Origin of the sequence: Flavobacterium sp. (assembly GCF_039595935.1) — a bacterium.
Lineage (GTDB): Bacteria > Bacteroidota > Bacteroidia > Flavobacteriales > Flavobacteriaceae > Flavobacterium.
The window spans coordinates 752,902-777,799 of sequence record NZ_JBCNKR010000006.1 but is presented as its reverse complement, the minus strand read 5'-3'; the positions used below and the strand labels follow the sequence as shown (position 1 = coordinate 777,799).

Here is a 24,898-nt window from a genome sequence, read left to right as displayed (position 1 = left end):
GATGAAAATTAAAAATATAGTAATAGCAGGAAGCGTTTGTTTTCTTGCCCTTTTCAGCTGTACGGATGTAAGCGAAAATGTATACGATAAATATCCTGCAGATGAATTTTACGGAACTCCTGAAGGTGCTGATATTGCTCTTGCAAACGTATATGCACAAATTCCGGGTGAATTCGTAAGAGAAAATGCATCAGGTGTTGGTTACGCGGGAGCAGATAATGGCTGGTACGACATGAACTGTATGTCATCAGACGAGCAGGTTATTCCACATAGAAATACAGGCGACTGGCAGCAGGATTTTGCCCGTTTGCACAAACACGAATGGCTGCCTACAGATTTCATTATCAACAATACATGGAACTGGTTATACAAAGCGGTTTTCAATGCCAATTTAGCCGTTAGTTTATTAGAAAAATCAAATGCTGAAACTTCAAAAATTGCCGAAGCAAAAGTATTAAGAGCTTTCTTTTATTATTTATTGATTGATGATTATGGAGATGTTCCATTTTTTACAGACAATAATATTACAGTGGATAAAATTCCGCAGTCAAGCCGTAAAGAAGTTTATGATTTTATCGTAAAAGAACTAACTGAAAATGTAGATCAGCTTTCTGGAACAAGAGGCGGAAATTACTATGGAAGATTCAACAAATGGGCTGGCTATACTTTACTGGCAAAAGTATATTTAAACGCTGGAGTTTACACAGGAACTCCAAAATGGAATGAAGCTTTAGCTGCTTGTAACAAAGTTGCCGAGGGCGGATTTACGCTTCATTCTGGCGCAGCCGATGCGGCAAATCCTCTTGGAAGTAAATATTATGAATTATTTGGAGATGTACTTCCGGAAGATGAAACTATACTTTCAATTTACGCAACACTTGACGTTGTTTCTCGTAACGTTTATGCAGTTCGTAGTTTATACGGAGCACACGCACAGGCTTTATTTGGATACAGCGGATGGAACGGTACAATTGTTCCTAAAGAATTTTTCTTAAAATATGATGCCAATGACATTCGCAGAAAACAGTTTTTGTTTGGAGAACAGCCAGGCGGATTCAATTATACACTTGATGTAGCTTCTCTTGACAATCCGGGAGCAGATCCACAAGCTGGAGTTCGTAACGTGAAGTTTTATCCTGCAGCGCCAAGAACAGGTGGAGGAGCTTCTAACGATTTTCCAATTTTCAGATATGCTGATGTAATTTTAATGATGGCAGAATGTAATGCACGTTTAGGAAATCCGGGCGCTGCAAAACCTTTTATTGATCAAATCAGACAACGTGCAGGACTAGAAGCATTAGACCACAACCCTACTCTTGATGATATTTACAATGAAAGAGGATTCGAATTGAACTGGGAAGGACACAGAAGACAAGATATGATTCGTTTTGATAAATTTTTACTAGCAAACGAATTCAGACCTGCGTCGCCTGCTTACAGAAAATTGTTCCCAATTCCAACCTCAGCATTAAATGCTAATCTAGGATTAAAACAAAACCCGGGTTACTAAAAACAAAACTATCATGAAAAAATATATCAATAAATTAATCTTATTAGGCAGCGTGCTTTTTCTGGGTTCTTCCTGTGACAGCAATGCCGAATTAACGACATTAAAATCGGTTAGTTTTCCTTCTGAAATTACAGCTTCATCAAGCACATTAGTATTGACAGAAGATACTGCAGACGATCAGGTTTTACTTCTTTCATGGCCTTCTGTTTCTTTTCCTATCGAAGCTCCGGTAACGTATGCTATTCAGTTTGATTTAGTTGGAGATACTGGCGGAAGCAATGCATGGCAAAAAGCAAAACGAATTGAAGTAGGTTCAGATGTTTTAAGCAAAACTTTAATTGGCCGAGATTTAAATAAAATCGCTGTCGATTTAGGGCTTGAGCCAAATGTAGCTGGGAAATTAGTAGTTCGTGTAGAAGCTGCAATGGATCGTAAAATCTATTCAAACCCTATTACTTTAACTATTACACCATACGAAAAAAGTGTTGTTTTTGGCGAAATTTATATGCCGGGAAGTTATCAGGGATGGGCTATTGAAACCGCTGCTCCTTTAACAGCAATTCAAAAAGGTGTTTACCAAGGATACATGACTGTTCCTGTTGGAGCAGGTCCTGGATTTAAATTAAATACAGCCAGAAACTGGGCACAATTCTACGGTGCAGGAGCTACAAATAATGATTTACAAAATATGAGCGATACAGATTTTGTACTTCCGGGTGCAGGTTCATATCAAATAAAAGTAAATCTAAATACTCTAAAATGGAGCCAGACGCCGTATGCCTGGGGAATTGTCGGACCAGCATCTGCAACAGCAGATCAAACAGCCGGAGATCCAAATTATGGATGGAATCATTCTGTTCCAATGTCATACGATCATGTTTCTCAAACGTGGAAAATAACAGCTAATTTATTGCCTGGTGCATTAAAATTCAGATTGAATGATGCATGGACAATTAATTACGGACCGGCAGATCCTTCAACAAATATCGTAAACCTTGATAATGGAGGAGCTTACACAATTGGTGAAGCGGGAACTTATGAAGTAACTTTTAAAATTATCGAAACAGATCCGGCAACAACAGGTTATCCTGCAACTGCTGTTACATCGATCGTTAAAAAATAATCTAACATTGTAACAAAGCTAGATTAGTTTGAGTGATACCTGCCTTTCTTGAGCAAAAGGCAGGCTATCTTAAACTTCCGGCTATTACAACTAAATTCAAAGAAATATGAAATTTAATATAAAAATCGTTTATACATTGCTGCTGGCAGTAGCCTTTATTTCCTGCAGTTCTTCTGATGACGATACAAGTTCAGACTCTCCGTATACACAATATGGAACTCCTTTTGAAAAAATGCCAAAGAAGGAAGATGCCATAATTTATCAGGTAAATATTCGTGCTTTTAGTCAGGCCGGAACTTTAAAAGGAGTTCAGGACAGATTAACACAAATTCAGGAACTTGGGGCAAATGTGGTGTATTTAATGCCGGTTTACCCTGTCGGAAAAGTAAAAGCTTCGGGAGAATTAGGATCGCCTTACGCAGTAAAAGATTATAAAGCAGTAAATCCTGATTTCGGAACTTTACAAGATCTTCAGACTTTGGTTGAAGAAGCGCACAAAAAGAACATGGCTGTCGTTTTAGACTGGGTTGCTAATCATACGGCTTGGGATAATAACTGGATTACAGAACATCCAAATTGGTATCAAAAAGATGCAAACGGAAATATCATTATTCCACCTGGAACAAATTATAATGACGTAGCGCAATTAGATTTTAATAATGCTGAAATGAAAGCCGCTATGATCGACGCCATGTCTTACTGGGTTTACAACGCCAATATCGACGGTTTCAGATGTGATTATGCTGATTTTGTACCGCAGACTTTTTGGACTGAAGCGATTACAAAATTGAGAAAAATCAAAAAAAATCAAAACATATTGATGCTTGCCGAAGGTTCTAAAGTAAATCATTTTGCTGCTGGTTTTGATTATACTTTCGGATTTAATTTCTTCAGTACTTTAGAACAGCTTTTTAAAGACAACAAACCTGCTACAACAATTCAGGATTCGAATGCAACAGAATATGCTAACAATTATAATCCTGAAAACAGAGTGGTAAGATACACAAGCAATCACGACGTAAACCTTTCTGAAGGAACTCCGTTAGAATTATTTGGAGGTAAAAAAGGATCAATCGCGACTTTTGTTGTAGCTGCTTATTTAAAATCGGTTCCGATGATTTATAATGGACAGGAAATTGGATACGCTCAAAGATTAAATTATTTCTCAAGGACGCCAATCGACTGGACTACTGCTGATAATGACATGCTGGCAGAATACAAAAAAATCATTGCTTTTAGAAATACAAGTAATGCTATTAAAACAGGAACTTTTACAGGTTACAGCAGCGATGCCGTTAGCGCATTTACTATGATAAAAGATTCTGAAAAAGTTTTTGTCCTTTCAAACTTAACAGGTTCAACAGTTAAACAACTTGTACCTTCAACATTAAAAGGAAACTGGAAAGATGCTTTTACCGGAGCAGCCGTAACTCTTGGTGCAGATATAACATTACAGCCTTTTCAATATGTAGTGTTGAAAAATTAATTCTAAATGCATCTTTAAATACAATTAGATTTGCAAAAAACTAAATAACATGAATTTTCAATCCCAAAAATCATTGCTTCAAATGCGTTTGAGCAAAAAAACTGCGCTTTTATTTTTTGTCTTCGTAAGCACGATTTGGCTTCAGGCACAAGAAATAACTTCGCCGGACAAAAATCTTTCCTTAAAATTTGAATTAAAAGAAGGCGGAATTCCGTCTTACCAATTATCATATAAACAAAAAGAAGTTATAAAACCAAGTTCTTTAGGTTTAGAACTAAAAAATATGCCTTCGTTTTTGGATGGTTTTACCATTACAAACACAGCACAATCTTCTGTTGATGAAAATTGGAATCCTGTTTTAGGAGAAGAAAAAACAATTCGCAATCATTACAACGAATTGGTTGTCACTTTAGCTCAGGCAAAAAACAACAATAGATTTATTCGTATTCGTTTCCGTTTGTTCAACGACGGATTGGGATTTAGATATGAATTTCCAAAACAAAATGATCTAAGCTATTTTGTAATAAAAGAAGAACGTTCGCAGTTTAATTTGGCTGGAAATCATAAAATTTTCTGGATTCCGGGAGATTATGATACCAATGAATATGCGTATACAACATCAAAAATTTCAGAGATTCCTTCGTTGATGAAAAAAGCTACGATTGAAATCAATGCACAGTGTCCAATAAAAGAATTATCAGTACAAACGCCGTCAATGATGAAATCTGATGATGGTTTATACATCAACATTCACGAAGCAGGATTAATCAATTATCCGGCCATGTATCTTGAAGTTGATGCTGTAAACAACAAAATGATGAGTCATTTGGCTCCAGATGCAGTTGGTGCAAAAGGTTATATGCAGACCGATGCACAATCGCCTTGGAGAACCATTATCGTAAGCGATAAAGCTACCGATATTTTAGCTTCAAAACTAATTTTAAACCTTAACGAGCCAACAAGTTATAAAGATGTGTCGTGGATAAAACCTTTAAAATTCATCGGGATTTGGTGGGAATATTTTGTTGCCGGAAGAAGCACCTGGGCTTTTGGAAAAGAAAACAATGTGAAACTTACAGATGATTTTACAAAACTTACGCCAAACGGAAAACACGGAGCCACTACAGAACGTGCAAAAGAATATATTGATTTTGCTTCTAAAAATGGTTTTGATGCCATCCTTATCGAAGGCTGGAATATTGGCTGGGAAGACTGGATCGGCAACTGGAAAGAAGAAGTTTTTGATTACGTAACTGCGTATCCGGATTTTGATGTAAAAGCAGTTCATGAATATGCTGCTTCAAAAGGTGTAAAAATTATCATGCACCACGAAACTTCAGGATCCGCAACCAATTACGAACGTCGTTTAGATCGTGCTTTTCAGTTTATGAACGACAATGGTTATGACGCTGTAAAAACAGGTTATGTAGGACAGATTATTCCACGTGGCGAACATCACGACGGACAATGGATGGTAAATCATTACATTAACGTTGCCAAACGTGCTGCCGATTATAAAATTATGATTGACAGTCACGAAGCAGTTCGTCCAACGGGATTAAACCGAACTTTTCCAAACTGGATTGCTCAGGAATCAGCGCGCGGTACTGAGTTTGAATCTATGGGAGGTTTAGCTCCGGATCACACTACTATTTTACCTTTTACACGTTTAATGGGAGGCCCAATGGATTATACTCCGGGAATTTTCCAAACAGATCTTTCTTATTATGGAACAGGAAGTTCACAACGAGTAAATACAACTTTAGTAAAACAATTGGCTTATTATGTTACCATGTACAGTCCGCTTCAAATGGCTGCTGATATTCCGGGGAATTATGAGCGTTTTCCAGATGCATTTCAGTTCATTAAAGATGTGGCTGTAGATTGGGACAACAGTTACATTTTGGAAGCTGAACCTGGAGATTATATTACAATTGCTCGTAAAGCAAAAGGCAAAAACGAATGGTTTATTGGCGGAATTACAGATGAAAATGCAAGAACAGCAAACATTTCATTTGATTATTTACCTGCTGGAAAAAATTTCATCGCCACTATTTATGCTGATGCAAAAGAAGCAAATTGGAATCAAAATCCACAAAAGTATACTGTTACCAAAGTTATTGTAAACTCAAAAAGCAAATTAAAGCAGTATTTAGCTCCGGGCGGTGGTACTGCAATCAGCATCAAAGAAGCAAATGCTGAAGAATTAAAGGGATTGAAAAAGTTATAGATTACTAAGTTTTTTTGCCACGAATTCACGAATTATTTACAATTTTTAGATTAAGAAGCAGAATTCTAATTCTAAAAATTCGTGAATTCGTGGCGGAAAACTATGCTCATTCCTGAGCGAAAAATTAAAATTTTACTACTTGAAAACTATTAACCACAAAATGTTTGTCAAATTTAAAAACAATGCGAGTGAGAATGAATTTTAGTTAAGAATGCTGACAAGCATGCAAAAAAATTTACTACTATGAAAATCAAAATTACCACTAGATTATTTCATATTACGAAAACACTAGTCTGTTTTCTATTATTATTTGCAAGTTCAGTGTATGCGCAAGATCCGGCTCAGTACGGAACGCCATTTGCAGGCGTGCCTGATACACGAGACATCAACATGTATCAGGTTCATATACGTCCGTTTAGTGCCAACGGAAATTTAGCCGGAGTAACCGCCCGATTAGATAATATAAAAGCACTCGGTACCAATGTTATTTATTTAATGCCGATTTTCCCACACGGAACTGATTCCCGAAGTTCGGCTTCGCCCTATTGTATTAAAGATTTTAAAGCTGTAGGATCAGAATATGGATCACTGGCTGATCTAAGAACTTTAGTCGATGGCGCTCACAGCCGCGGAATGGCCGTTATTTTGGATATTGCCATCAACGGAACTTCATGGGATCATGGATGGACAGTTTCGCATCCGGAATATTATAAACGAACCGGAACAACAATTCAACAATTAGGAAATTTTGGTGATATTGCAGCACTTGATCTTAATAATTCGGCAACACGAGCAGCTATTAAAGATGCTATGCGCTACTGGATTTTCGCAGCTAATATTGATGGTTATCGCTGCGATTATGCTAATAATCCGCCTTTAGATTTTTGGTCTGAAGTAAATTCAAACCTTCGAGGAATAACTTCTCATAATTTATTAATGTTGGCCGAAGGTGACAGACAAGAAAACTTTCAGGTTGGTTTCGACATGAATTATGGCGACAGATGGTTTCATAGCGGTTTGTATGATATTGCAAATGGAGGACCAGTTTCTCAGAGACTTCAGGATCAGTCAACATATGAATATGCTAAAGCAACCGGAAATCAGCAAATTGTTAGATATACTGGAAATCATGATACTTACACAAATGACGATGGCGTAAGAAGACCATTTGTTGCATTCAAAAATCATAACGGAATCGTTGCTAATTTCTTAGTTTCGGCTTACATGAAAGGTGTTCCTTTTTTAATGAGCGGACAAGAAATCGATTACGAACCAAAAACTGACTGGCCTTGGACTGGCTTTAAATTCAACTGGTCACAAAATCCAACTGCAGCTGCTGATTTTGCTAAGATTCTTAATTTTAGAACACAAAGCGCAGCTATACGTCGCGGTGATTTGACTACATATGCAAACGATGACATCAGCATTTTCACTAAAACATTAGGTTCAGAAAAAGTTATTGTAATGTCGAATTTAAGAAATGCTTCAAAATCGTATGTAATTCCAGCGGCTTTGGCAGGAACTTATGTAAATCCGTATAACAATAATGCTTCAGTAACTTTAACAGCGGGTTCTACGCGCAATTTTGCTGCGTTCGAATATTTGGTTTTAACCAATACAAATGCTCCGGTTGTAGCCGTTACAGGAGTTTCGGTTAGTCCTACAACAGCAACTGTTGGTTTAGGAACTACGCAGCAATTAAACGCTACAATTGCTCCGGCAAATGCAACAAACCAAAATCTAAGCTGGTCTTCAAGCAATACTGCAGTCGCAACTGTAAATGCTTCTGGATTGGTTACGGCAGTTTCTACGGGAACAGCCACTATAACTGTTACAACTGCTGACGGAAATAAAACAGCAACTTCTGCCATAACAGTTTCTACAATTCCTGTTTCTTCTGTAGCCGTTTCACCAACTTCTTCAAGTTTATATGCTGGAAATACACAACAGCTTACAGCGACAGTTTCGCCAACAAATGCAACAAACAAAAATATAACCTGGTCTTCAAGCAATACATCAGTTGCAACGGTAAATTCAAGCGGACTTGTAACTGCAGTTTCGGCAGGAACAGCAACTATTACAGCAACTACTCAAGACGGAAATAAAACGGCTTCGGCAACAATTACAGTAAATCCGAATACTAATTTTACAGTATATTTCTACAAACCATCGAATTGGGGAACTGGAATTAAAATCTATTATTGGAATACTCTTCCAACTGGAGTTTTGGCAACTGTAAATTGGCCGGGCGTAAACATGACAGATGCTGGAAATGGTTGGTACAGTTACACATTTACAAATGTAACTTCAACGAATTTAATTTTCAATGACGGAACCAACCAAACTGCAGATTTAAGCAGAGATAAAAATGGATGGTATATGAACAGTACTTGGTACGACTCAAATCCGGGAACGGGTGTTGCGGTTACAAGTGTAACTTTATCTCCAACAACTTCGACATTGTTAGTTGGTGCAACACAGCAATTAACACCAACTGTTAATCCTGCAAATGCAACAAATAAAACGGTAACTTATAGTTCAAGTAATTCAGCCGTTGCAACTGTAAATAGTTCAGGATTAATAACTGCTGTCGCTGCAGGTTCTGCAACAATTACCGTTACAACTCAGGATGGAGCAAAAACTGCGACTTGTGCAGTAACTGTAAACGCAGCAAATGTTGCCGTTACGAGTGTGAGTTTGAGTCCGACTTCGACTTCATTAAATGTTGGCGGAACTCAGCAATTAACACCAACTGTTAATCCTACAAATGCAACAAACAAATCGGTAAACTATAGTTCAAGCAATACTGCGGTTGCAACTGTAAATAGTTCAGGTTTAATTACTGCTGTTGCAAATGGAACGGCAACAATTACGGTTACAACTGTTGACGGAAACAAAACTGCAACTTGTGCAGTAACCGTTTCAACTTCAACTGGAGGAACTTATTACACAATTAAAAACAGATGGACAGGCGCTTATTTATCTGATGCCGGAGCAAATGTTGGTTACGGAACAACCGTTTCTGGAAACAGTTACAAATGGCAAAAAATTGCTATCGATGCAGCTTATTTTGTTCTTAAAAATGTAGCAACGGGAGAATTGATGAATATCGAAAGCCAGACTGGAAATGTTCAATGTAACATTACGGATACTACTTTCTGGAGCGCACAATGGTCTAGCGATTATATTGACGGAACCTGGGTTCGCCTAAGAAACAGATGGCAGACTGGAAATATTATTCATATCGAAAATCAAACGGGTTCTGCGCAATACGGAAATTCTCAAGATGGCTGGTACAGTGCGCAATGGCAATTGGAACCAACAACTGTTGGAACAGGAAAATCTGCTTTAACAATTAATGAAAGTTCAGAAAAAGTAATTGGAATTTATCCAAATCCAGCTACAAATAATGAGTTTCATATTTTATTGCCAGAATTAGAAAACGGAGATTCTGCTGCAATTTCAGTTTCAGATATGAACGGAAGAACGGTTTTGACTGAAAGACTTTCCTCTTCAGGAAAAATCGATCATCATTTAGCTTCAGGAATTTATATTGTAAATATTATTTCTAAAGATTTTAAAGCGACTAAAAAACTGATTGTTAAATAATTAGCTTTAGTTTTAAAATTGAAAGGCGTATGAGATTTTCATGCGCCTTTTCTGTTTTTTTGCCACGAATTCACGAATTATTCTAAAGATTTATAAAAATTAATTCGTGAATTCGTGGCTATCTTTTACTCCTCAAACAACTCCATCAACTCCAAAGCGCGTTTAATAGACTTCACATTCTCAAAAGTCAATAACAAACGTAATCCGTTTACGGTTTGCTTTTCTTTCATTTTACAAAGATTGCTATGTTTCTGAACAAAATTTAAAACATTTCTAAATTTCACCGATTGATAATAATCTGACTGCTGATCGGATACGAAATAACCAATCATTTTACCTTGTTTCAACACTAATTTCTCAATTCCGACTTTCGTCGCGATCCATTTTATTCTAATGCTGTTTAGCAATGCAGTCGCTTGTTTTGGCAACGGTCCGAAACGGTCAATCAGTTTTCTTTCGAATTCCTGCAAACCGGCTTCATCTTTTATTGCGCCTAATTCATTATATAAAACCAAACGTTCTGAAACGTTATTGATATATTCATCTGGAAATAAAAGCTCAAAATCGGCATCGATTTGAATGTCTTTTACGTATTCTTTGGTATCGATATCATTTTCTTCAGGATATAAATCTTTGAATTCATTTTCCTTTAATTCTTCGATCGCTTCGTTCATGATTTTTTGGTACGTATCAAAACCAATTTCATTAATGAAACCACTTTGTTCACCGCCTAATAAATCTCCTGCGCCACGAATTTCTAAATCTTTCATCGCAATGTTGAAACCACTTCCCAATTCGCTGAATTGTTCCAGCGCCTGAATACGTTTTCTCGCATCTTCGGTCATTGAGGAATACGGCGGACAGATGAAATAACAAAATGCTTTTTTATTGCTTCGTCCTACTCGCCCACGCATTTGATGCAAATCTGATAATCCGAAATTATTAGCATTATTGATGAAAATCGTATTGGCATTTGGAACATCCAATCCACTTTCTATAATTGTGGTTGCCACCAAAACATCAAAATCTCCGTTCATGAAACCTAACATCAATTCTTCGAGTTTTGCGCCGTCCATTTGTCCGTGGCCAATTCCGACTCTTGCATTTGGAACCAAACGCTGAATCATTCCTGCGACTTCTTTTATATTTTCAATTCTATTATTGATGAAGAAAACTTGTCCGTTTCGCTGAATTTCATACGAAATCGCATCACGGATAATTTCTTCATTAAAACCAACAACATTAGTTTCAATCGGATAACGATTTGGCGGAGGCGTAGTAATTACCGATAAATCTCGTGCCGCCATCAATGAAAACTGTAAAGTTCTCGGAATCGGCGTTGCCGTTAATGTCAAAGTATCAACATTCGCAGCAATCGTTTTTAATTTATCTTTTACGTTTACCCCAAACTTTTGTTCCTCATCGACAATCAACAATCCTAAGTCTTTAAAAACTACATTTTTGTTTACTAATTGATGTGTTCCAATTACGATATCTAATTTCCCTTCTGCTAAATCTTTTAGGGTTTGCGTTTTTTGTTTTGCAGTTCTAAATCGGTTTAAATATCCAATTGTAACCGGCATATCTTTCAAACGTTCAGAGAAAGTTCTATAATGCTGATAAGCCAAAATCGTAGTTGGCACTAAAACTGCAACTTGTTTACTATTATCAACGGCTTTAAAAGCTGCACGAATCGCAACTTCTGTTTTTCCGAAACCAACATCACCGCAAACCAAACGATCCATCGGGCGATCGCTCTCCATATCGGCTTTTACTTCTGCCGTTGATTTGGTTTGATCTGGAGTATCTTCATAAATAAACGAACTTTCTAATTCATTTTGAAGATAACTATCCGGCGCAAACTGAAATCCTTTTTCCAGACGACGTTTTGCATACAATTGAATTAAATTGAATGCAATATGTTTAACACGCGCTTTGGTTTTCTGTTTTAAAATCTTCCAAGCATTCGAACCTAATTTATAGATTTTAGGCGGAGCGCCGTCTTTTCCGTTGTATTTGGATATTTTATGAAGCGAGTGAATACTTACGTACACAATATCGTTATCGGCATAAACCAATTTTATGGCTTCCTGCGTTTTTCCTTCTACCTGAATTTTCTGTAATCCTCCAAACTTCCCAATTCCGTGATCGATATGCGTTACATAATCTCCCACAGAAAGTGCGGTTAATTCTTTCAGCGTAATATTTTGCTTTTTAGAATAACCATTTTTGATGCTGAATTTATGATAACGCTCAAAAATCTGATGATCGGTATAAGCCGTTATCTGGTTTTCTTCATCAATAAAACCTTGGTATAAAGGCAGTACAACGGTATTGTATTGTTTACGAATATTCTCTGAATTGGCTTCGTCTAAAGATTCAAAAATATCGTGAAAACGTTTTGCCTGTGTTTCATTCGAACAGAACAAATAATTTTTGTATCCGTTAAAATGATTATCGCTCAGATTATTCAGCAATAAATCAAATTGTTTGTTGAATGACGGCTGAGGCTGAATATGAAAATCGTATTTTTTTGTGGTTTTAAAAATTGGTTTTGAGGCCAATTCTACAATCGAAAAATCCAGAGCGCGTTTTATAAATGAGCTTTGATTCAAAAATAATTGTTCCGGCTCAGCGTGTTTTATTTCTTTCGAAAGTTTCTCAAAAGCTTCTTCTGCTCTTGCAAATTGTTTGTCGAGCTGACTAAAAAGTCCATCAGTATTTTGAATAAAAAGAACTGTTTTTTCAGCAATATAATCTAAGAAACTTTCGCGGTTTTCCTGAAATATCTTGTTTTCGACATTCGGGATAATCGTGATTTTTTTATGGGTTTCAACAGATAATTGGGTTTCAACATCAAAACTTCTGATACTGTCCACTTCATTTCCGAAGAATTCAATTCTGTACGGATGATCGTTTGAAAATGAAAACACATCGACAATTCCTCCACGAACCGAAAATTCTCCGGGTTCTGTAATAAAATCTACTCTTTTAAATTCGTATTCAAATAAAACTTCGTTGATAAAATCGATCGAAATTTTATCGTTTAAAGAGACTTTTAAAGTGTTTTTATCTAATTGCTGACGCGTTACCACTTTCTCAAAAAGTGCTTCGGGATAAGTAACAATTACAGCTGGTTTTTTTCGTGAATTGATTCGGTTTAAAACCTCAGCCCGAAGCAAAACATTCGCATTATCGGTTTCATCAACTTGGTATGGACGACGAAATGATGCCGGATAGAACAAAACGTCCTGTTCGCCAATCATCTGCTCCAAATCGTTTAGGTAATACGCTGCTTCTTCTTTATTGTCTAAAACAACTAAAAAAGGAAGTTCTGTCTTTTTGAAAACTGAACGTATTACAAAGGAAACTGCAGATCCCAGCAATCCGCTTAGGTGCATTTTTATCTGATTTCCTTCCAGTAAATTTGTCGCAATCTGCTGTGCTTTTGGCAAATTGTCGTATATCGTGTATAGTGCGTTTTTACTCAACTCTTGGTAAATTTTGATCTAGTGGCGGCGCAGAATTCGGAATTGCACGCGTTGTGTCTAACATTTTAAGGAAATCAGCTTCTCCTTCTTCTTTTGGAATTTTAGCTTTCTCAACAATTTTATCCATTTGTCTTTCTAACGAAATCAATTCTTTGTTGATTTCACCAATTAAAAAAGCCACTTTATCATCCGGAATTTGATTCAAATGGATAAATAAATCCATCATTCTCACTTTTGTAATCAAAATGGAAATTCTCGCTTTTATCTGCGGCTGATTAAACTGCGCCGGAATATTGTTGTTTAAAGCCATTGCTTTTTTTGAAATCGCTGTTGATTTTTTCTGAAAAGCGCCAATTGTTTTTCTCGGTTTATCTCCTATTTCTTTGATAAAATCACGCCATTCTGCCCAGTTTCTAACATTTTGTTCAGAAACTTCGTTGATTGGTTCGTCTATAAAAATCCAGGCTTTATTGATGTTATTAAAAATCTTTTCGTTTTTCTTAGCCTCTTTTTCATTTTCGGCAAGACGCTTATCATTCTCATTTTGACATGATTGAAGTGCAAAAATCAAGAGTAAAAACAGCGCTATTTTATATTTCATTTGATAAAATGTTAGGGTGCAAAGTTACGAAGTAAATTTACAATTACGAATTCTGATTTATGCCAAGAAACTTTTAAAATTAACAACATAAAGATCATTTTCGAATCCTTGTCTAAAAAATTTAAACGCAAAGCACACAAAGTTATTTCTATTTTATTATTTAAGATGTTTTATAAAAACAAAGTTCACAAAGCTGATTCAAGATATAGCTTTGCGAACTTTATGTTTTCTAAACTCAATGTGAGACAAAAATGACTTTGCGTACTTTGCGGTTAATTTTTTCAATTCGACAATAATCTAAAAAACAATCTTTATCGTTGTTAATTTTATAATTTAATGTTTGAAAAAACGTTGATATTTGCGAAAACGTTATATTTGCAACACTAAATCTAAACAAATGAACCCAAAAATATTAATCATAGGCGCTTGCGGTCAGATCGGAACTGAACTGACGCAAAAACTGCGTAAATTATACGGAACCGAAAATGTGATCGCTTCTGATATTCGAAAATTAAATACTGATGTTGTTAATTCAGGACCTTTTGAAGTGGTCAATGCTTTAGATTTTAACCAGATTGAGCATTTGGTTGAAGTGCATAAAATTACAGATGTTTATCTAATGGCGGCTCTTTTGTCTGCAACGGCTGAAAAAAATCCGGCTTTTGCATGGGATTTGAATATGAATTCTCTTTTTCATGTTTTGAATTTAGCGAAAGCTAAAAAGATTCAAAAGATTTTCTGGCCTTCGAGTATTGCCGTTTTTGGACCAACAACTCCAAAAGAAAACACACCGCAATATACTATCATGGAACCTTCTACGGTTTACGGAATCAGCAAACAAGCAGGCGAAAGATGGTGCGAATATTATCATAATATTTATGGTGTTGACGTTCGCAGTATTCGTTATCCGGGCTTAATCAGCTGGTCTACACCTCCGGGCGGCGGAACTACAGATTATGCAGTTGATATTTTTTATAAGGCTATTGCCGATAAAAAATACGAATGCTTTTTATCATCTGAAACCAAAATGCCGATGATGTATATGGATGATGCGATCGATGCGACAATCAATATTATGAAAGCGCCTGTTGAGCAAATTAAAATTCATTCGTCTTATAATTTAGCTGCAATGAGTTTTACTCCAACAGAAATTGCTGCCGAAATCAAAAAACATATTCCTGAATTTGAAATTACTTATAATCCTGATTTCCGTCAGAAAATTGCAGACAGCTGGCCGGCAAGTATCGACGATGCTGAAGCAAGAGAAGACTGGGGATGGAATCATAAATTTGATCTTGAATCTATGACAAAGGATATGCTGGAACATTTACGATAATCCGGAAAAAGTAAAAATTATAAAAGCGTGTTATTCTAAAATAACACGCTTTTTTTATAAATTATCATTGTAAGAAAAACTTTGGTTGTATAATTTATTATTTTTGGTTGCGTTAAATATATTTCATATTTATTTCAAAATCATCAATCAAAATCACAACAAAAACATCAATCAAATGACAAATTCTTATTATCCTATCGAACAAAGCAAAAGAACTGCAATTGTCGACATACTTCGGGGCTGGGCAATATTGGGCGTAGCCATTGGCAACTATGTGGATTTTCTATACATCGGTATAGAAAAAGAGATTAAGTACGATACTTTTTCTCAGGTACTTCAATATATTAACCGCTATTTTTTTGCAGCAAAATCCTGGACATTATTAACTCTTTTATTTGGCTACGGATTTGCCGTTTTAATTAATAATGTAGCTTCTAAAGGGAAAAATCCTGTCGCTTTTTTTGCGTGGAGAATGGTATTACTATTTATTCTGGCTTTTATTAATTCGGCTTTTTGGCTGGGTGACATTTTGAAAGATTATGCCTTTTTAGGACTAGTTTTATTGCTTTTTTACAGATGTTCCGCCAAAACTTTAGCCATTATTTCTGCCGTGATTATACTCACAATTCCATTTGTCATGGCGTATGTAAATGGTCTAAAAATCGAACACCCGGCTATTGCAACAAATCCCGAATACTTAAAACTCTATCATTCCGGGAACTGGATTGATTTTTTCAGGTTTCATCTTCTTGCCTCATTTTATGAACAAATTATTGTGCCGGGTTATGCTATTACGGCTCATTATGTAATGTTGGGTTGTATGCTTTTTGGCTTTATGCTTCAAAAAATAAACTTTTTTAATCGCTTGACAGAATTGAAAAAACTATTAAAATATGTTTGCATTATTAGTTTTATGAGTGCTGTTGTTATCGGTATTGTATTTAATATTGCTATAATTTATAAAGCAGGATTTCTAAAAGTTTTCCATCCGCTTTACTGGCTGGTTTTAAGTACAATGATTTTTATATCAACATCAATCTGCCTTTTATACAATAATGGAAAGCTAAAAACTGTTTTCGGCTATTTTAGTGCTGGCGGAAAAATGACGTTAACCAATTACATGAGCCAAAATATACTGGCCGCTTTTATTTTCTCAGGAATTGGTCTAGGAATTGCAGATTCAATGCCGTATTGGTTTTACTTTTTACTGGCTGTTTTTATTTTTATTATTCAATTATTTATAAGCAAATGGTGGCTTTCAAAATACAATTACGGTCCAATTGAATGGTTATGGAGATCTGCAAGTTACCGAGAATGGTTTCCTTTAAAAAAAGCAGAACCCGAGGTTGCCGCTGATATAAAAACGATATAATTCTTAACGATTTTTGAAATAAATTTGAAATAAAAAAGCCCTTAAATTTAGTTTTAAGGGCTTCTTTTTAAAAGTATTATAAAGTTTTATTTCACTTCAAAAGCATTATTGGCAGGTTTTACATCTGCCATTAATCCACTTGGATCAATTGTGATTTTTTTGATTGCTGTTTTGTTTTTATCAATCGTAAAACTATAATTTTGCTGTGCCCAAGCCCAGTCTTCTAAAACTGTTCTTTTTTCGTTTGGATTTGGGTTCGGTTTAATGAAATTCATCATTCTTAACGGAATGTAGAATGTTTCTGATGTCCCGTCAGTATAATCAACTTTCAAGTCGATTGGCATTGGCATTCTTCCAATTCTTTCTAAAGAAACTGTTGTTTTTCCTGAATTATCAGCAACATCTTTAATTCCGTAATCGATCGTGTTAGCCGTTTGTGCCCAATCTACTAAATACCAATCTAGTTCAGCTCCGGAAACTCTTTCTGCAGTTCTTTTGATATCATTTGGAGTTGGATGTTTGAATTTAAAATCGCTGTAATATCTTTTTAAAGTAGCATCCAGATTTTCTTTTCCAATTACATATTCTAATTGTGCCAAGAAGATGCATCCTTTTACATAAGATGAAATACTGTATGGACGATTTTCGTCATAACGGTCTCCGTGTGTTGTCTGTGGCTGTTCTTTACCAGAATTAACTAAACTGTAATAAGCAGCATAAGTTCCTTTAAACGGATTTGCTTCTTTTTTTCTCCTTTTAATTCATTCAAAGCACTGTCTTCAATGTAAGTTGTAAAACCTTCATCCATCCAAGGATGTTTTGATTCGTTTGAAGCTAAAATATGCTGGAACCAAGAGTGTCCTAATTCGTGAGTTGCAGTTCCCAGAATTCCTTCAAGAGTTCCGTTTCCTAACATTAAAGTACACATTGCATACTCCATTCCGCCGTCGCCGCCCTGAATAAATGAATATTGTTTGTATGGATAAGCTCCAACTCTGTGGTTGTAATAATCCATCACTTTTACCATCAATGGTTCTAACTGTTTCCAGTTTGCAGTCGTCTTTTCATTGTTTTTGTAGAAGAAATGCAAATCAACATCATTTGGTCCTTTTACAATATCATGTGTATATTCTTTATCAGCCGCCCATGTAAAATCGTGAACATTTGGTGCAATAAAATGCCATGTCAACGTTTTTGCTTTTTTAGGATAAACAACTGTTACACCAGCGTCTTCGTAACCATGCCCAATTGAGTTTTTGTCTTGCAAATATCCAGAACCACCAATTGTGTACTCTTTGTCAATGGTAATTTTTACATCAAAATTACCCCAAACACCATGAAATTCTCTTGCGATATAAGGATCTGCGTGCCAGCCTTCAAAATCAAATTCGGCTAATTTTGGATACCATTGCGACATAGAAAGTTCGACTCCTTCAGAATTATTTCTTCCTGAACGACGAATTTGTACCGGAACCTGACCATCAAAATCTAATGTAAAAGTAGTTTTAGAATTTGGCAAAATTGGTTTAGGTAAAGTTACTTCTAAAACTGTATTTGAAATTCTTGTCTGAGCAGAAACACCGTCTTGTTTGAAGTTAGCAATTTTTAAGTACCCAATTTCATTTGGTTTTAAAGTCTCAATACGGCTTTGTTTTACTTCTTTTCCATCAGCAGTTTTTACTTTGTTTACCATTCTTCCGTCAGGATCTTTGATAAAATGAAGACGAGCGTCCATTTCACTTCCCGGCTGAAAAGCATTTGGATATAAATGATAAAACACTTTTCTTAGAGTATCAGGAGAATTATTGGTATAAACCAATTCTTGCTTCCCTTTGTACTGATAGTTTTTTACATCCATTGAAACCTCCATTTTATAATCGGCGTGCTGCTGCCAATATGGGGCACTTTGGGCAAAAGCAGAGTTTAAACCTAAGCTCAAAAAAGAAAGTAAAATAATTTTTCGCATGTTAATTTTAATAATGAAAATGGAAGAGCTGCGGCTCTTCCATTGGATTAGTATTCTATGTGTTTTTTATTTTTTGGACATTTTTTCAGCCATTAATAAAGCATTGTAAGCGTTTACCATTTTTGCTGTTTTTGATGATTCTGCAGAAGAAACCGCTACTGGTTTTTCATCTGGATTTTCGCTCTCACCCAAAACCACTTTTGCAGGAAGGGCAACTCCTGATTCCATTAAAATTTTCTTAACCTGAGAAGCTTTTAATTTTGGATAATAAGAACGAATCAAAGCAGCAACTCCCGCTGCGTTTGGAGACGCCATTGAAGTTCCTTGTAAATATTTGTATTTGTTGTTTGGAACTGTTGCATAAATTTCTTCACCCGGAGCAAAAACGTCAACATTTATTTTTCCGAAGTTCGAAAATCCTGCTACAACAGTTTCTCCATATTGCTTGTTAATGGCCCCAATTGTGATCACATTATCTGCAAATTCTTTTACGTTGTCTTTAGAATCATTTGGGTAATTGATGTTTTTTGTTTCATCAATATTATAACCGTCATTACCAGCTGCGTGAACAATTAAAACATCTTTTTTTGCTGCATATTTAATCGCATCGTAAACCCAGTCTTTATGTGGAGAAAAACTTTTTCCGAAACTTCCGTTGATTACTTTTGCTCCATTGTCTACTGCGTAACGAATGGCAAGTGCAATATCCTTGTCGTATTCATCTCCGTCAGGAACGGCTCTTACAGTCAATATTTCAACATTATTAGTAATTCCGTCTCCACCTAAATTATTGCCTCGAACTTGTGCAATAATTCCGGCCACGTGAGTTCCGTGAAGTGCTTTTTCTTTATCCGGGCCAAAAACAATATTATTTCCATAATGATTGTTTTTTATATCATCCGGATTATCTCCAACCACTTTTCTTCCGTCAAACTCTTTGTTTAAGTTGTAATTTAACTCATCATAAACATGTTCTCTGTAATCTTCAAGTTCAGCTTCAGGATCAAAAGTTGGTCCGGCATTTGTAAAGATTTGAGTCATTATCATTTTACTTCTCTCAACTTTTGGATCTGTAGAAGTAATAGTCGCTAAATCTTCTATTTTATAAGTCGTTTTGTTAAGCTCTTTTTTGATTGTATTATGAACGTCAAGTAAAAAATCTACTTGTTGTTTATCTTTTAAAGCTTTTTCATATTTCTCATTGTATTGAGCTAAAGCCTGTTTATATTCTGCAGAACCGTCGTCTTTCTTTTTAACGATACGCGTCATTTCAAGATTTTCGGCAACAGCATCTCCAAGGAAATTCCATCCGTGAACATCATCAATAAAACCGTTTTTATCATCATCAATTCCGTTTCCTGGAATTTCTTTTGGATTTGTCCAAATCATTCCTTTTAGATCTTCATGTTCGATATCAACACCAGAATCTACAATTCCTACAATAACCTTTTTACCGGTTTTTCCCTGAAGCAATTCGGCGTAAGCCTTATCAACACTCATTCCCGGAATTGAATCTTTTATCAAATCAAGATGACTCCATCTTTTTAATTCATTTTCGCTAACCGGTGCTTTTTTTACAACAGCTATAGGTGCTGTAATAAATTCTTTAGGTGCTGAAACCTGCGCTTGTACAGTTGCGCTGCATCCTGCTAAAACAAGTAATGCAAAAGCAGATAATTTAAGAGGTTTTATATGACTCATGTATCTATAAATATAATTGTAAAGTTAAAAGATGGGTCTAAATTATGCTTTTTTGTTACAAAAAGCTAACTGTTAACACTGTGTTATGAAATATACCTAATTTATTAAAGCGAATTCCTATTATTCGTACACAGAAATTTAAAAAATATCCTCGCAAGTAAACACCTCTTTCAATCTCACGCCTTTTTCAGTATGTTCAACCGTTATGATTTGATTGTGAGCATCATGCTCTAAAAACAAATAATAATTATTATCAGCTGCAGCATTTAAAAATTTTGCTTTTTCATCTAAGGTTAAAAGTGGTCTTGTATCATATCCCATTACATACGGAAGTGGAATATGTCCGGCTGTTGCCAATAAATCGGCACAAAAAACGATCGTTTTATCTTTGTATTGAATATGCGGAATCATTTGTTTTTCTGTATGGCCATCAGCATAGAAAATTCCGAAGCCTAATTCTTTTGAAAAACCAAAATCATTTTCCGGTCTTTCAATAAAATTCAATTGTCCGCTTTCCTGCATTGGGAGAATGTTCTCTGTTAAAAAAGAAGCTTTTTCACGTGCATTAGGCTTTGTTGCCCAGTTCCAATGATTTTCATTTGTCCAGAATTTTGCATTTTTAAAAGCTGGCTCGTAAAAAGTTTTATCAGAATTCCACTGAACACTTCCGCCGCAATGATCAAAATGCAAGTGTGTCATAAAAACATCTGTAATATCATCTCGGTGAAAACCATATTTTGCCAAAGATTTATCGATTGAATGTGATCCCCAAAGCGAATAATAACCAAAGAATTTTTCTGATTGTTTGTCGCCCATTCCGGTATCAATCAAAATCAGGCGATTGCCTTCTTCAATTAATAAACAACGTGCAGCAATATCAATTAAATTATTTTCATCGGCTGGATTGGTTTTGTTCCATATAGTTTTAGGAACGACACCAAACATAGCGCCGCCGTCTAATTTAAAATTTCCGGATTCTATTGGGTAAAGTTTCATGAGTTTAAATTTCTAATACAAAAACAAAGCTAGGAAATCCTGTTTCCTTTTGCTAAAATTTCTCTTTAAAACTCATTTGTGGTAATTATTCTAATGAAATTGAAGCGCTTCCCATTATTTCTTGTTTGTCGAAGAAGTTGACAAAATAGGTTCCTTTTTTAAATTCTTTCTCATCTGAATTTAAAACGCCATAAACGTTTAGAGGTTTTCCCTGAAAGTCTGCAGCAACTATAAAACTGTAAACCAAAGCTTTATCGTTGCCGAATTCAATGAGTTTGTTTTCGCCCAAAACAGTATTTTTTTGATCTAAAACCTGAATATAAAATACTCTTTTTCCTGTTTTAGCAATTGCATTTCCATTTACCGAAAAACTGATTTTAAGTTTATCTGCACTTTTTGCTTTATCTGTTTCCTGTTCTTTTCCTGACTTTTTCTCCTTCATAGCAACTACTTTAAAATTATTGAGAAACAGTTTGGAAGCATCTTTTATGGTCGATTCTAATTTTTTCTGATTTGAAATTAAAGTATCATTTTCTGCTTTTTGCTTGTACATTACAACATTTTGAGTTTCAATTTCTGTAAGCAGGTTTTTATTTTGGGATTTTAAAGTTTTAATTTCTGCCACTTTAGAGGCTAATGCAGTCTGTAAATCTGAAAGCTGTTTTCGGTAAATTTTGATTTGAATGACCGAAGGATTATTTGAAGCTTTTATAATTTCCATTAAATTTTCGACATTCTTTTTTTCGAATGCTAACTGTTCTGAAAGTGCTGTTTTTTCAAGAATTGCAACTTCGTATTCTAATTTTAAAATATTTAAAGAATCGAGTATACTTTTTTGCGCATTAGATCGTTTGGCAGGATTAACAAGCTTAATTGCATTATTACTTGCTTTTACCTTATCCGCTTCGTCCTTTAACTCTTTGCTAAATATGTAAAATGTAGCACCAATTCCAAAAATAAAAAATATTGCAAAAAGTACCCTAATCCATTCACTTGTGTAATTTTTCTTTATCATTCTTCACAATTTATTACAAAAATACCAATATTTTATTCGATAGAACAAGTAGAAATACGGTTTTTTATCTATTTTACCGTAACTTAACACACAGAAAATCAATGTTTTAAATAAAAATCATACTTTTCTCTCAAAAACAAAATCTCTTGTAAAATTTAAGTCACTAGCAGACATTTTTTTTAAAAGAAATAACTTCTATCTATTTTAACATTTGTTATAATAATGTGAACCGTTATGGAAAAAGGTTTTTAAGTCGTATCTTTGCAGACAATTTCTATTTAACATTGAAAATTAGCGTTTTAAATCTGTACTAAATTCATTACAGAAGAAAAAATGTCCATTAAAAAACAAACATCTTAAGAACAATGATAAAAGTTTCTGATACTGCCAAAAAGAAAATCATCGACTTAATGAAAGACGACGGTTTTGATGCTGCGCACGACTATGTAAGAGTTGGTGTTAAAAGCGGCGGATGCTCTGGTTTATCATATGAATTAAAATTTGATAAAACCAAAAACGAAGACGATAAAATATTTGTAGACAACGATATATCTATTGCTGTTGAAAAAAAATCATTTCTATATTTAGCCGGAACAATTTTAGAATTTTCTGGCGGATTAAACGGAAAAGGTTTTGTTTTCAATAATCCTAACGCGAGCAGAACTTGCGGATGCGGAGAATCATTTTCTCTTTAGTCAAAAGCCGAAAGTCATAAAGTCTAAAAGACTGCCTGGTGACTTTACAACTTTGGACTTTACAACTTTAAGACAACATTAAAATATAATGAGCAAATACACCGAAGACGATTTAAAGATCGAACTGGAAACTAAAGAATATGAGTACGGATTTTATACCAATATAGAATCTGAAACTTTCCCTATTGGCTTAAACGAGGAGATTGTAAGAGCTATTTCGCTTAAAAAAGAAGAACCTGAATGGATGACCGAATGGCGCATCGAGGCATTCCGTGCCTGGAAAGAAATGATTGAGCCAGAATGGGCAAACGTAAGTTACGAAAAACCAGATTTTCAGGCGATTTCATACTATTCAGCTCCAAAACAAGTAGATCCTAATAAAACTCTGGACGATGTAGATCCTGAATTATTAGAGATGTACAAAAAACTTGGAATTTCTCTTGACGAGCAGAAAAAAATGAACAATATCGCAATGGATATTGTTGTCGATTCTGTTTCTGTAGCTACAACTTTCAAGAAAACTTTGGCAGAAAAAGGAATTATTTTCTGTCCAATTTCTGAAGCTATTAAAGAACATCCAGAATTAGTAAAAAAATATTTAGGAACTGTTGTACCTCAAAAAGACAACTTCTATGCAGCATTAAACTCTGCAGTTTTCTCTGACGGAAGTTTCTGTTATATTCCAAAAGGCGTAAAATGCCCTATGGAACTTTCAACTTATTTTAGAATCAATCAAGCTGGAACTGGACAATTCGAAAGAACTCTAGTTATTGCTGATGAAGGAAGTTATGTTTCTTATCTTGAAGGATGTACAGCGCCAAGCCGTGATGAAAATCAGTTGCACGCTGCTGTAGTTGAATTAATCGCTTTGGATGATGCTGAAATTAAATATTCTACCGTTCAGAACTGGTTCCCAGGAAACAAAGAAGGAAAAGGTGGAGTTTACAATTTCGTAACTAAAAGAGGTTTATGCGAAACAAACGCTAAAATTTCCTGGACACAAGTTGAAACGGGTTCTGCTGTAACTTGGAAATACCCTTCTTGTGTACTTAAAGGAGACAATTCAGTAGGAGAATTTTACTCTATTGCTGTTACCAATAATTTCCAACAAGCAGATACTGGAACAAAAATGATCCATTTAGGTAAAAACACTAAATCGACTATTATTTCTAAAGGTATTTCGGCTGGAAAATCACAAAATAGTTACCGTGGTTTAGTGCAGATTTCACCAAGAGCAGAAAATGCAAGAAACTTTTCTCAATGTGATTCATTGTTAATGGGTAACAATTGCGGTGCGCATACTTTCCCTTATATCGAAAGTAAAAATCCATCGGCTAAAATCGAACACGAAGCAACGACAAGTAAAATTGGAGAAGATCAGGTTTTTTATTGCAACCAAAGAGGTATTCCAACTGAAAAAGCAATTGCCTTAATTGTAAACGGTTTTAGTAAAGATGTACTAAACAAACTTCCAATGGAATTTGCTGTTGAAGCTCAAAAATTATTAGAGATTTCTTTAGAGGGTTCTGTTGGATAATGTCAAAAAAACTAGTCATGAATTTAACTCTGAAAAACGTAAAGAAAAAAGATTTGCCAGTTTTAAAAGCACTTGCAAAACGTTTGAATTTCGAAATTGAAGAGATTGAAAAGCCATACAATCCAGAATTTGTAAAAGAAATACTGGAAGCCCAAAAAGATATTAAAGAAGGCAGAGGCATAAAAATGACTAAAGAAGATTTAGACAATTTGTGGAAATAATTTATTTTC

15 protein-coding genes and 1 pseudogene are annotated in these 24,898 nt (G+C 35.2%); 10 read left to right on the top strand and 6 right to left on the bottom strand.

Annotated features, from left to right (window positions below):
- Nucleotide 1 precedes the first annotated feature (1 nt).
- From ABDW27_RS13105 to ABDW27_RS13085, 5 genes are all read left to right on the top strand, one after another.
- Nucleotides 2-1,510 (top strand): RagB/SusD family nutrient uptake outer membrane protein, encoded by a 1,509-nt coding sequence (locus ABDW27_RS13105; protein WP_343696317.1) that lies wholly within the window; start codon nt 2-4, stop codon nt 1,508-1,510.
- A gap of 13 nt (nt 1,511-1,523) precedes the next feature.
- On the top strand, nt 1,524-2,633 hold the full coding sequence (locus ABDW27_RS13100) for a SusE domain-containing protein (protein ID WP_343696316.1): 1,110 nt from the start codon (nt 1,524-1,526) through the stop codon (nt 2,631-2,633).
- 106 nt (nt 2,634-2,739) lie between these two features.
- Nucleotides 2,740-4,119 carry an alpha-amylase family glycosyl hydrolase gene (locus ABDW27_RS13095; protein ID WP_343696315.1) on the top strand — a complete coding sequence of 460 codons (1,380 nt, stop codon included), beginning with the start codon at nt 2,740-2,742 and terminating at the stop codon, nt 4,117-4,119.
- An 82-nt stretch (nt 4,120-4,201) separates the two neighbouring features.
- Nucleotides 4,202-6,349 carry a glycoside hydrolase family 97 protein gene (locus tag ABDW27_RS13090; protein ID WP_343698133.1) on the top strand — a complete coding sequence of 716 codons (2,148 nt, stop codon included), beginning with the start codon at nt 4,202-4,204 and terminating at the stop codon, nt 6,347-6,349.
- Nucleotides 6,350-6,592: 243 nt separating this feature from the next.
- Nucleotides 6,593-9,958 carry an Ig-like domain-containing protein gene (locus ABDW27_RS13085; protein ID WP_343696314.1) on the top strand — a complete coding sequence of 1,122 codons (3,366 nt, stop codon included), beginning with the start codon at nt 6,593-6,595 and terminating at the stop codon, nt 9,956-9,958.
- A gap of 125 nt (nt 9,959-10,083) precedes the next feature.
- Here ABDW27_RS13085 and mfd read toward each other — a convergent pair whose 3' ends face one another.
- Nucleotides 10,084-13,449 carry a transcription-repair coupling factor gene (mfd, locus tag ABDW27_RS13080; protein ID WP_343696313.1) on the bottom strand — a complete coding sequence of 1,122 codons (3,366 nt, stop codon included), beginning with the start codon at nt 13,447-13,449 and terminating at the stop codon, nt 10,084-10,086.
- The gene (locus ABDW27_RS13075; RefSeq protein WP_343696312.1) at nt 13,442-14,050 is read right to left on the bottom strand and encodes a hypothetical protein; all 609 of its coding nucleotides are present in this window, start codon (nt 14,048-14,050) and stop codon (nt 13,442-13,444) included. Before ABDW27_RS13075 ends, mfd begins: the two co-directional genes overlap by 8 nt.
- A gap of 397 nt (nt 14,051-14,447) precedes the next feature.
- Between ABDW27_RS13075 and ABDW27_RS13070 the strand changes: the two genes are divergently transcribed.
- Together ABDW27_RS13070 and ABDW27_RS13065 are read left to right on the top strand one after the other, a co-directional pair.
- Nucleotides 14,448-15,386: an L-threonine 3-dehydrogenase gene (locus ABDW27_RS13070; protein ID WP_343696311.1), complete on the top strand. Its 939-nt coding sequence runs from the start codon at nt 14,448-14,450 to the stop codon at nt 15,384-15,386.
- A gap of 175 nt (nt 15,387-15,561) precedes the next feature.
- Entirely contained in the window at nt 15,562-16,758 is a 1,197-nt protein-coding gene (locus ABDW27_RS13065; protein ID WP_343696310.1) for a DUF418 domain-containing protein, read from the top strand.
- An 86-nt stretch (nt 16,759-16,844) separates the two neighbouring features.
- Here the strand turns inward: ABDW27_RS13065 and ABDW27_RS13060 are convergent.
- From ABDW27_RS13060 to ABDW27_RS13045, 4 genes and pseudogenes are all read right to left on the bottom strand, one after another.
- Nucleotides 16,845-18,724, bottom strand: a pseudogene (locus ABDW27_RS13060) (M1 family metallopeptidase).
- A gap of 66 nt (nt 18,725-18,790) precedes the next feature.
- Nucleotides 18,791-20,425, bottom strand: a complete 1,635-nt coding sequence (locus ABDW27_RS13055; RefSeq protein ID WP_343696309.1) for a S8 family peptidase — start codon at nt 20,423-20,425, stop codon at nt 18,791-18,793.
- Between the two features lie 138 nt (nt 20,426-20,563).
- Nucleotides 20,564-21,421: an MBL fold metallo-hydrolase gene (locus ABDW27_RS13050; protein ID WP_343696308.1), complete on the bottom strand. Its 858-nt coding sequence runs from the start codon at nt 21,419-21,421 to the stop codon at nt 20,564-20,566.
- A gap of 85 nt (nt 21,422-21,506) precedes the next feature.
- Entirely contained in the window at nt 21,507-22,436 is a 930-nt protein-coding gene (locus ABDW27_RS13045; RefSeq protein ID WP_343696307.1) for a hypothetical protein, read from the bottom strand.
- 365 nt (nt 22,437-22,801) lie between these two features.
- Here ABDW27_RS13045 and ABDW27_RS13040 point away from each other — a divergent pair, with 365 nt between their 5' ends.
- The 3 genes from ABDW27_RS13040 to ABDW27_RS13030 all read left to right on the top strand — a co-directional run bounded on the left by ABDW27_RS13040 (nt 22,802) and on the right by ABDW27_RS13030 (nt 24,889).
- Entirely contained in the window at nt 22,802-23,131 is a 330-nt protein-coding gene (locus tag ABDW27_RS13040; protein WP_343696306.1) for an iron-sulfur cluster assembly accessory protein, read from the top strand.
- Nucleotides 23,132-23,219: 88 nt separating this feature from the next.
- Nucleotides 23,220-24,668: a Fe-S cluster assembly protein SufB gene (gene sufB / locus ABDW27_RS13035; protein WP_263523870.1), complete on the top strand. Its 1,449-nt coding sequence runs from the start codon at nt 23,220-23,222 to the stop codon at nt 24,666-24,668.
- A gap of 17 nt (nt 24,669-24,685) precedes the next feature.
- Nucleotides 24,686-24,889: a DUF2683 family protein gene (locus ABDW27_RS13030; RefSeq protein WP_343696305.1), complete on the top strand. Its 204-nt coding sequence runs from the start codon at nt 24,686-24,688 to the stop codon at nt 24,887-24,889.
- Nucleotides 24,890-24,898 lie beyond the last annotated feature (9 nt).

What these genes read in the sequence shown, in the direction of transcription:
- ABDW27_RS13085 (WP_343696314.1), top strand. Translation starts at nt 6,593, where the DNA reads ATGAAAATCAAAATTACCACTAGATTATTTCATATTACGAAAACACTA.
- ABDW27_RS13055 (WP_343696309.1), bottom strand. Translation starts at nt 20,425, where the DNA reads ATGAGTCATATAAAACCTCTTAAATTATCTGCTTTTGCATTACTTGTT.
- ABDW27_RS13050 (WP_343696308.1), bottom strand. Translation starts at nt 21,421, where the DNA reads ATGAAACTTTACCCAATAGAATCCGGAAATTTTAAATTAGACGGCGGC.
- ABDW27_RS13090 (WP_343698133.1), top strand. Translation starts at nt 4,202, where the DNA reads ATGCGTTTGAGCAAAAAAACTGCGCTTTTATTTTTTGTCTTCGTAAGC.
- ABDW27_RS13040 (WP_343696306.1), top strand. Translation starts at nt 22,802, where the DNA reads ATGATAAAAGTTTCTGATACTGCCAAAAAGAAAATCATCGACTTAATG.
- ABDW27_RS13045 (WP_343696307.1), bottom strand. Translation starts at nt 22,436, where the DNA reads ATGATAAAGAAAAATTACACAAGTGAATGGATTAGGGTACTTTTTGCA.
- ABDW27_RS13030 (WP_343696305.1), top strand. Translation starts at nt 24,686, where the DNA reads ATGAATTTAACTCTGAAAAACGTAAAGAAAAAAGATTTGCCAGTTTTA.
- ABDW27_RS13075 (WP_343696312.1), bottom strand. Translation starts at nt 14,050, where the DNA reads ATGAAATATAAAATAGCGCTGTTTTTACTCTTGATTTTTGCACTTCAA.
- ABDW27_RS13065 (WP_343696310.1), top strand. Translation starts at nt 15,562, where the DNA reads ATGACAAATTCTTATTATCCTATCGAACAAAGCAAAAGAACTGCAATT.
- sufB (WP_263523870.1), top strand. Translation starts at nt 23,220, where the DNA reads ATGAGCAAATACACCGAAGACGATTTAAAGATCGAACTGGAAACTAAA.
- ABDW27_RS13100 (WP_343696316.1), top strand. Translation starts at nt 1,524, where the DNA reads ATGAAAAAATATATCAATAAATTAATCTTATTAGGCAGCGTGCTTTTT.
- ABDW27_RS13070 (WP_343696311.1), top strand. Translation starts at nt 14,448, where the DNA reads ATGAACCCAAAAATATTAATCATAGGCGCTTGCGGTCAGATCGGAACT.
- ABDW27_RS13095 (WP_343696315.1), top strand. Translation starts at nt 2,740, where the DNA reads ATGAAATTTAATATAAAAATCGTTTATACATTGCTGCTGGCAGTAGCC.
- ABDW27_RS13105 (WP_343696317.1), top strand. Translation starts at nt 2, where the DNA reads ATGAAAATTAAAAATATAGTAATAGCAGGAAGCGTTTGTTTTCTTGCC.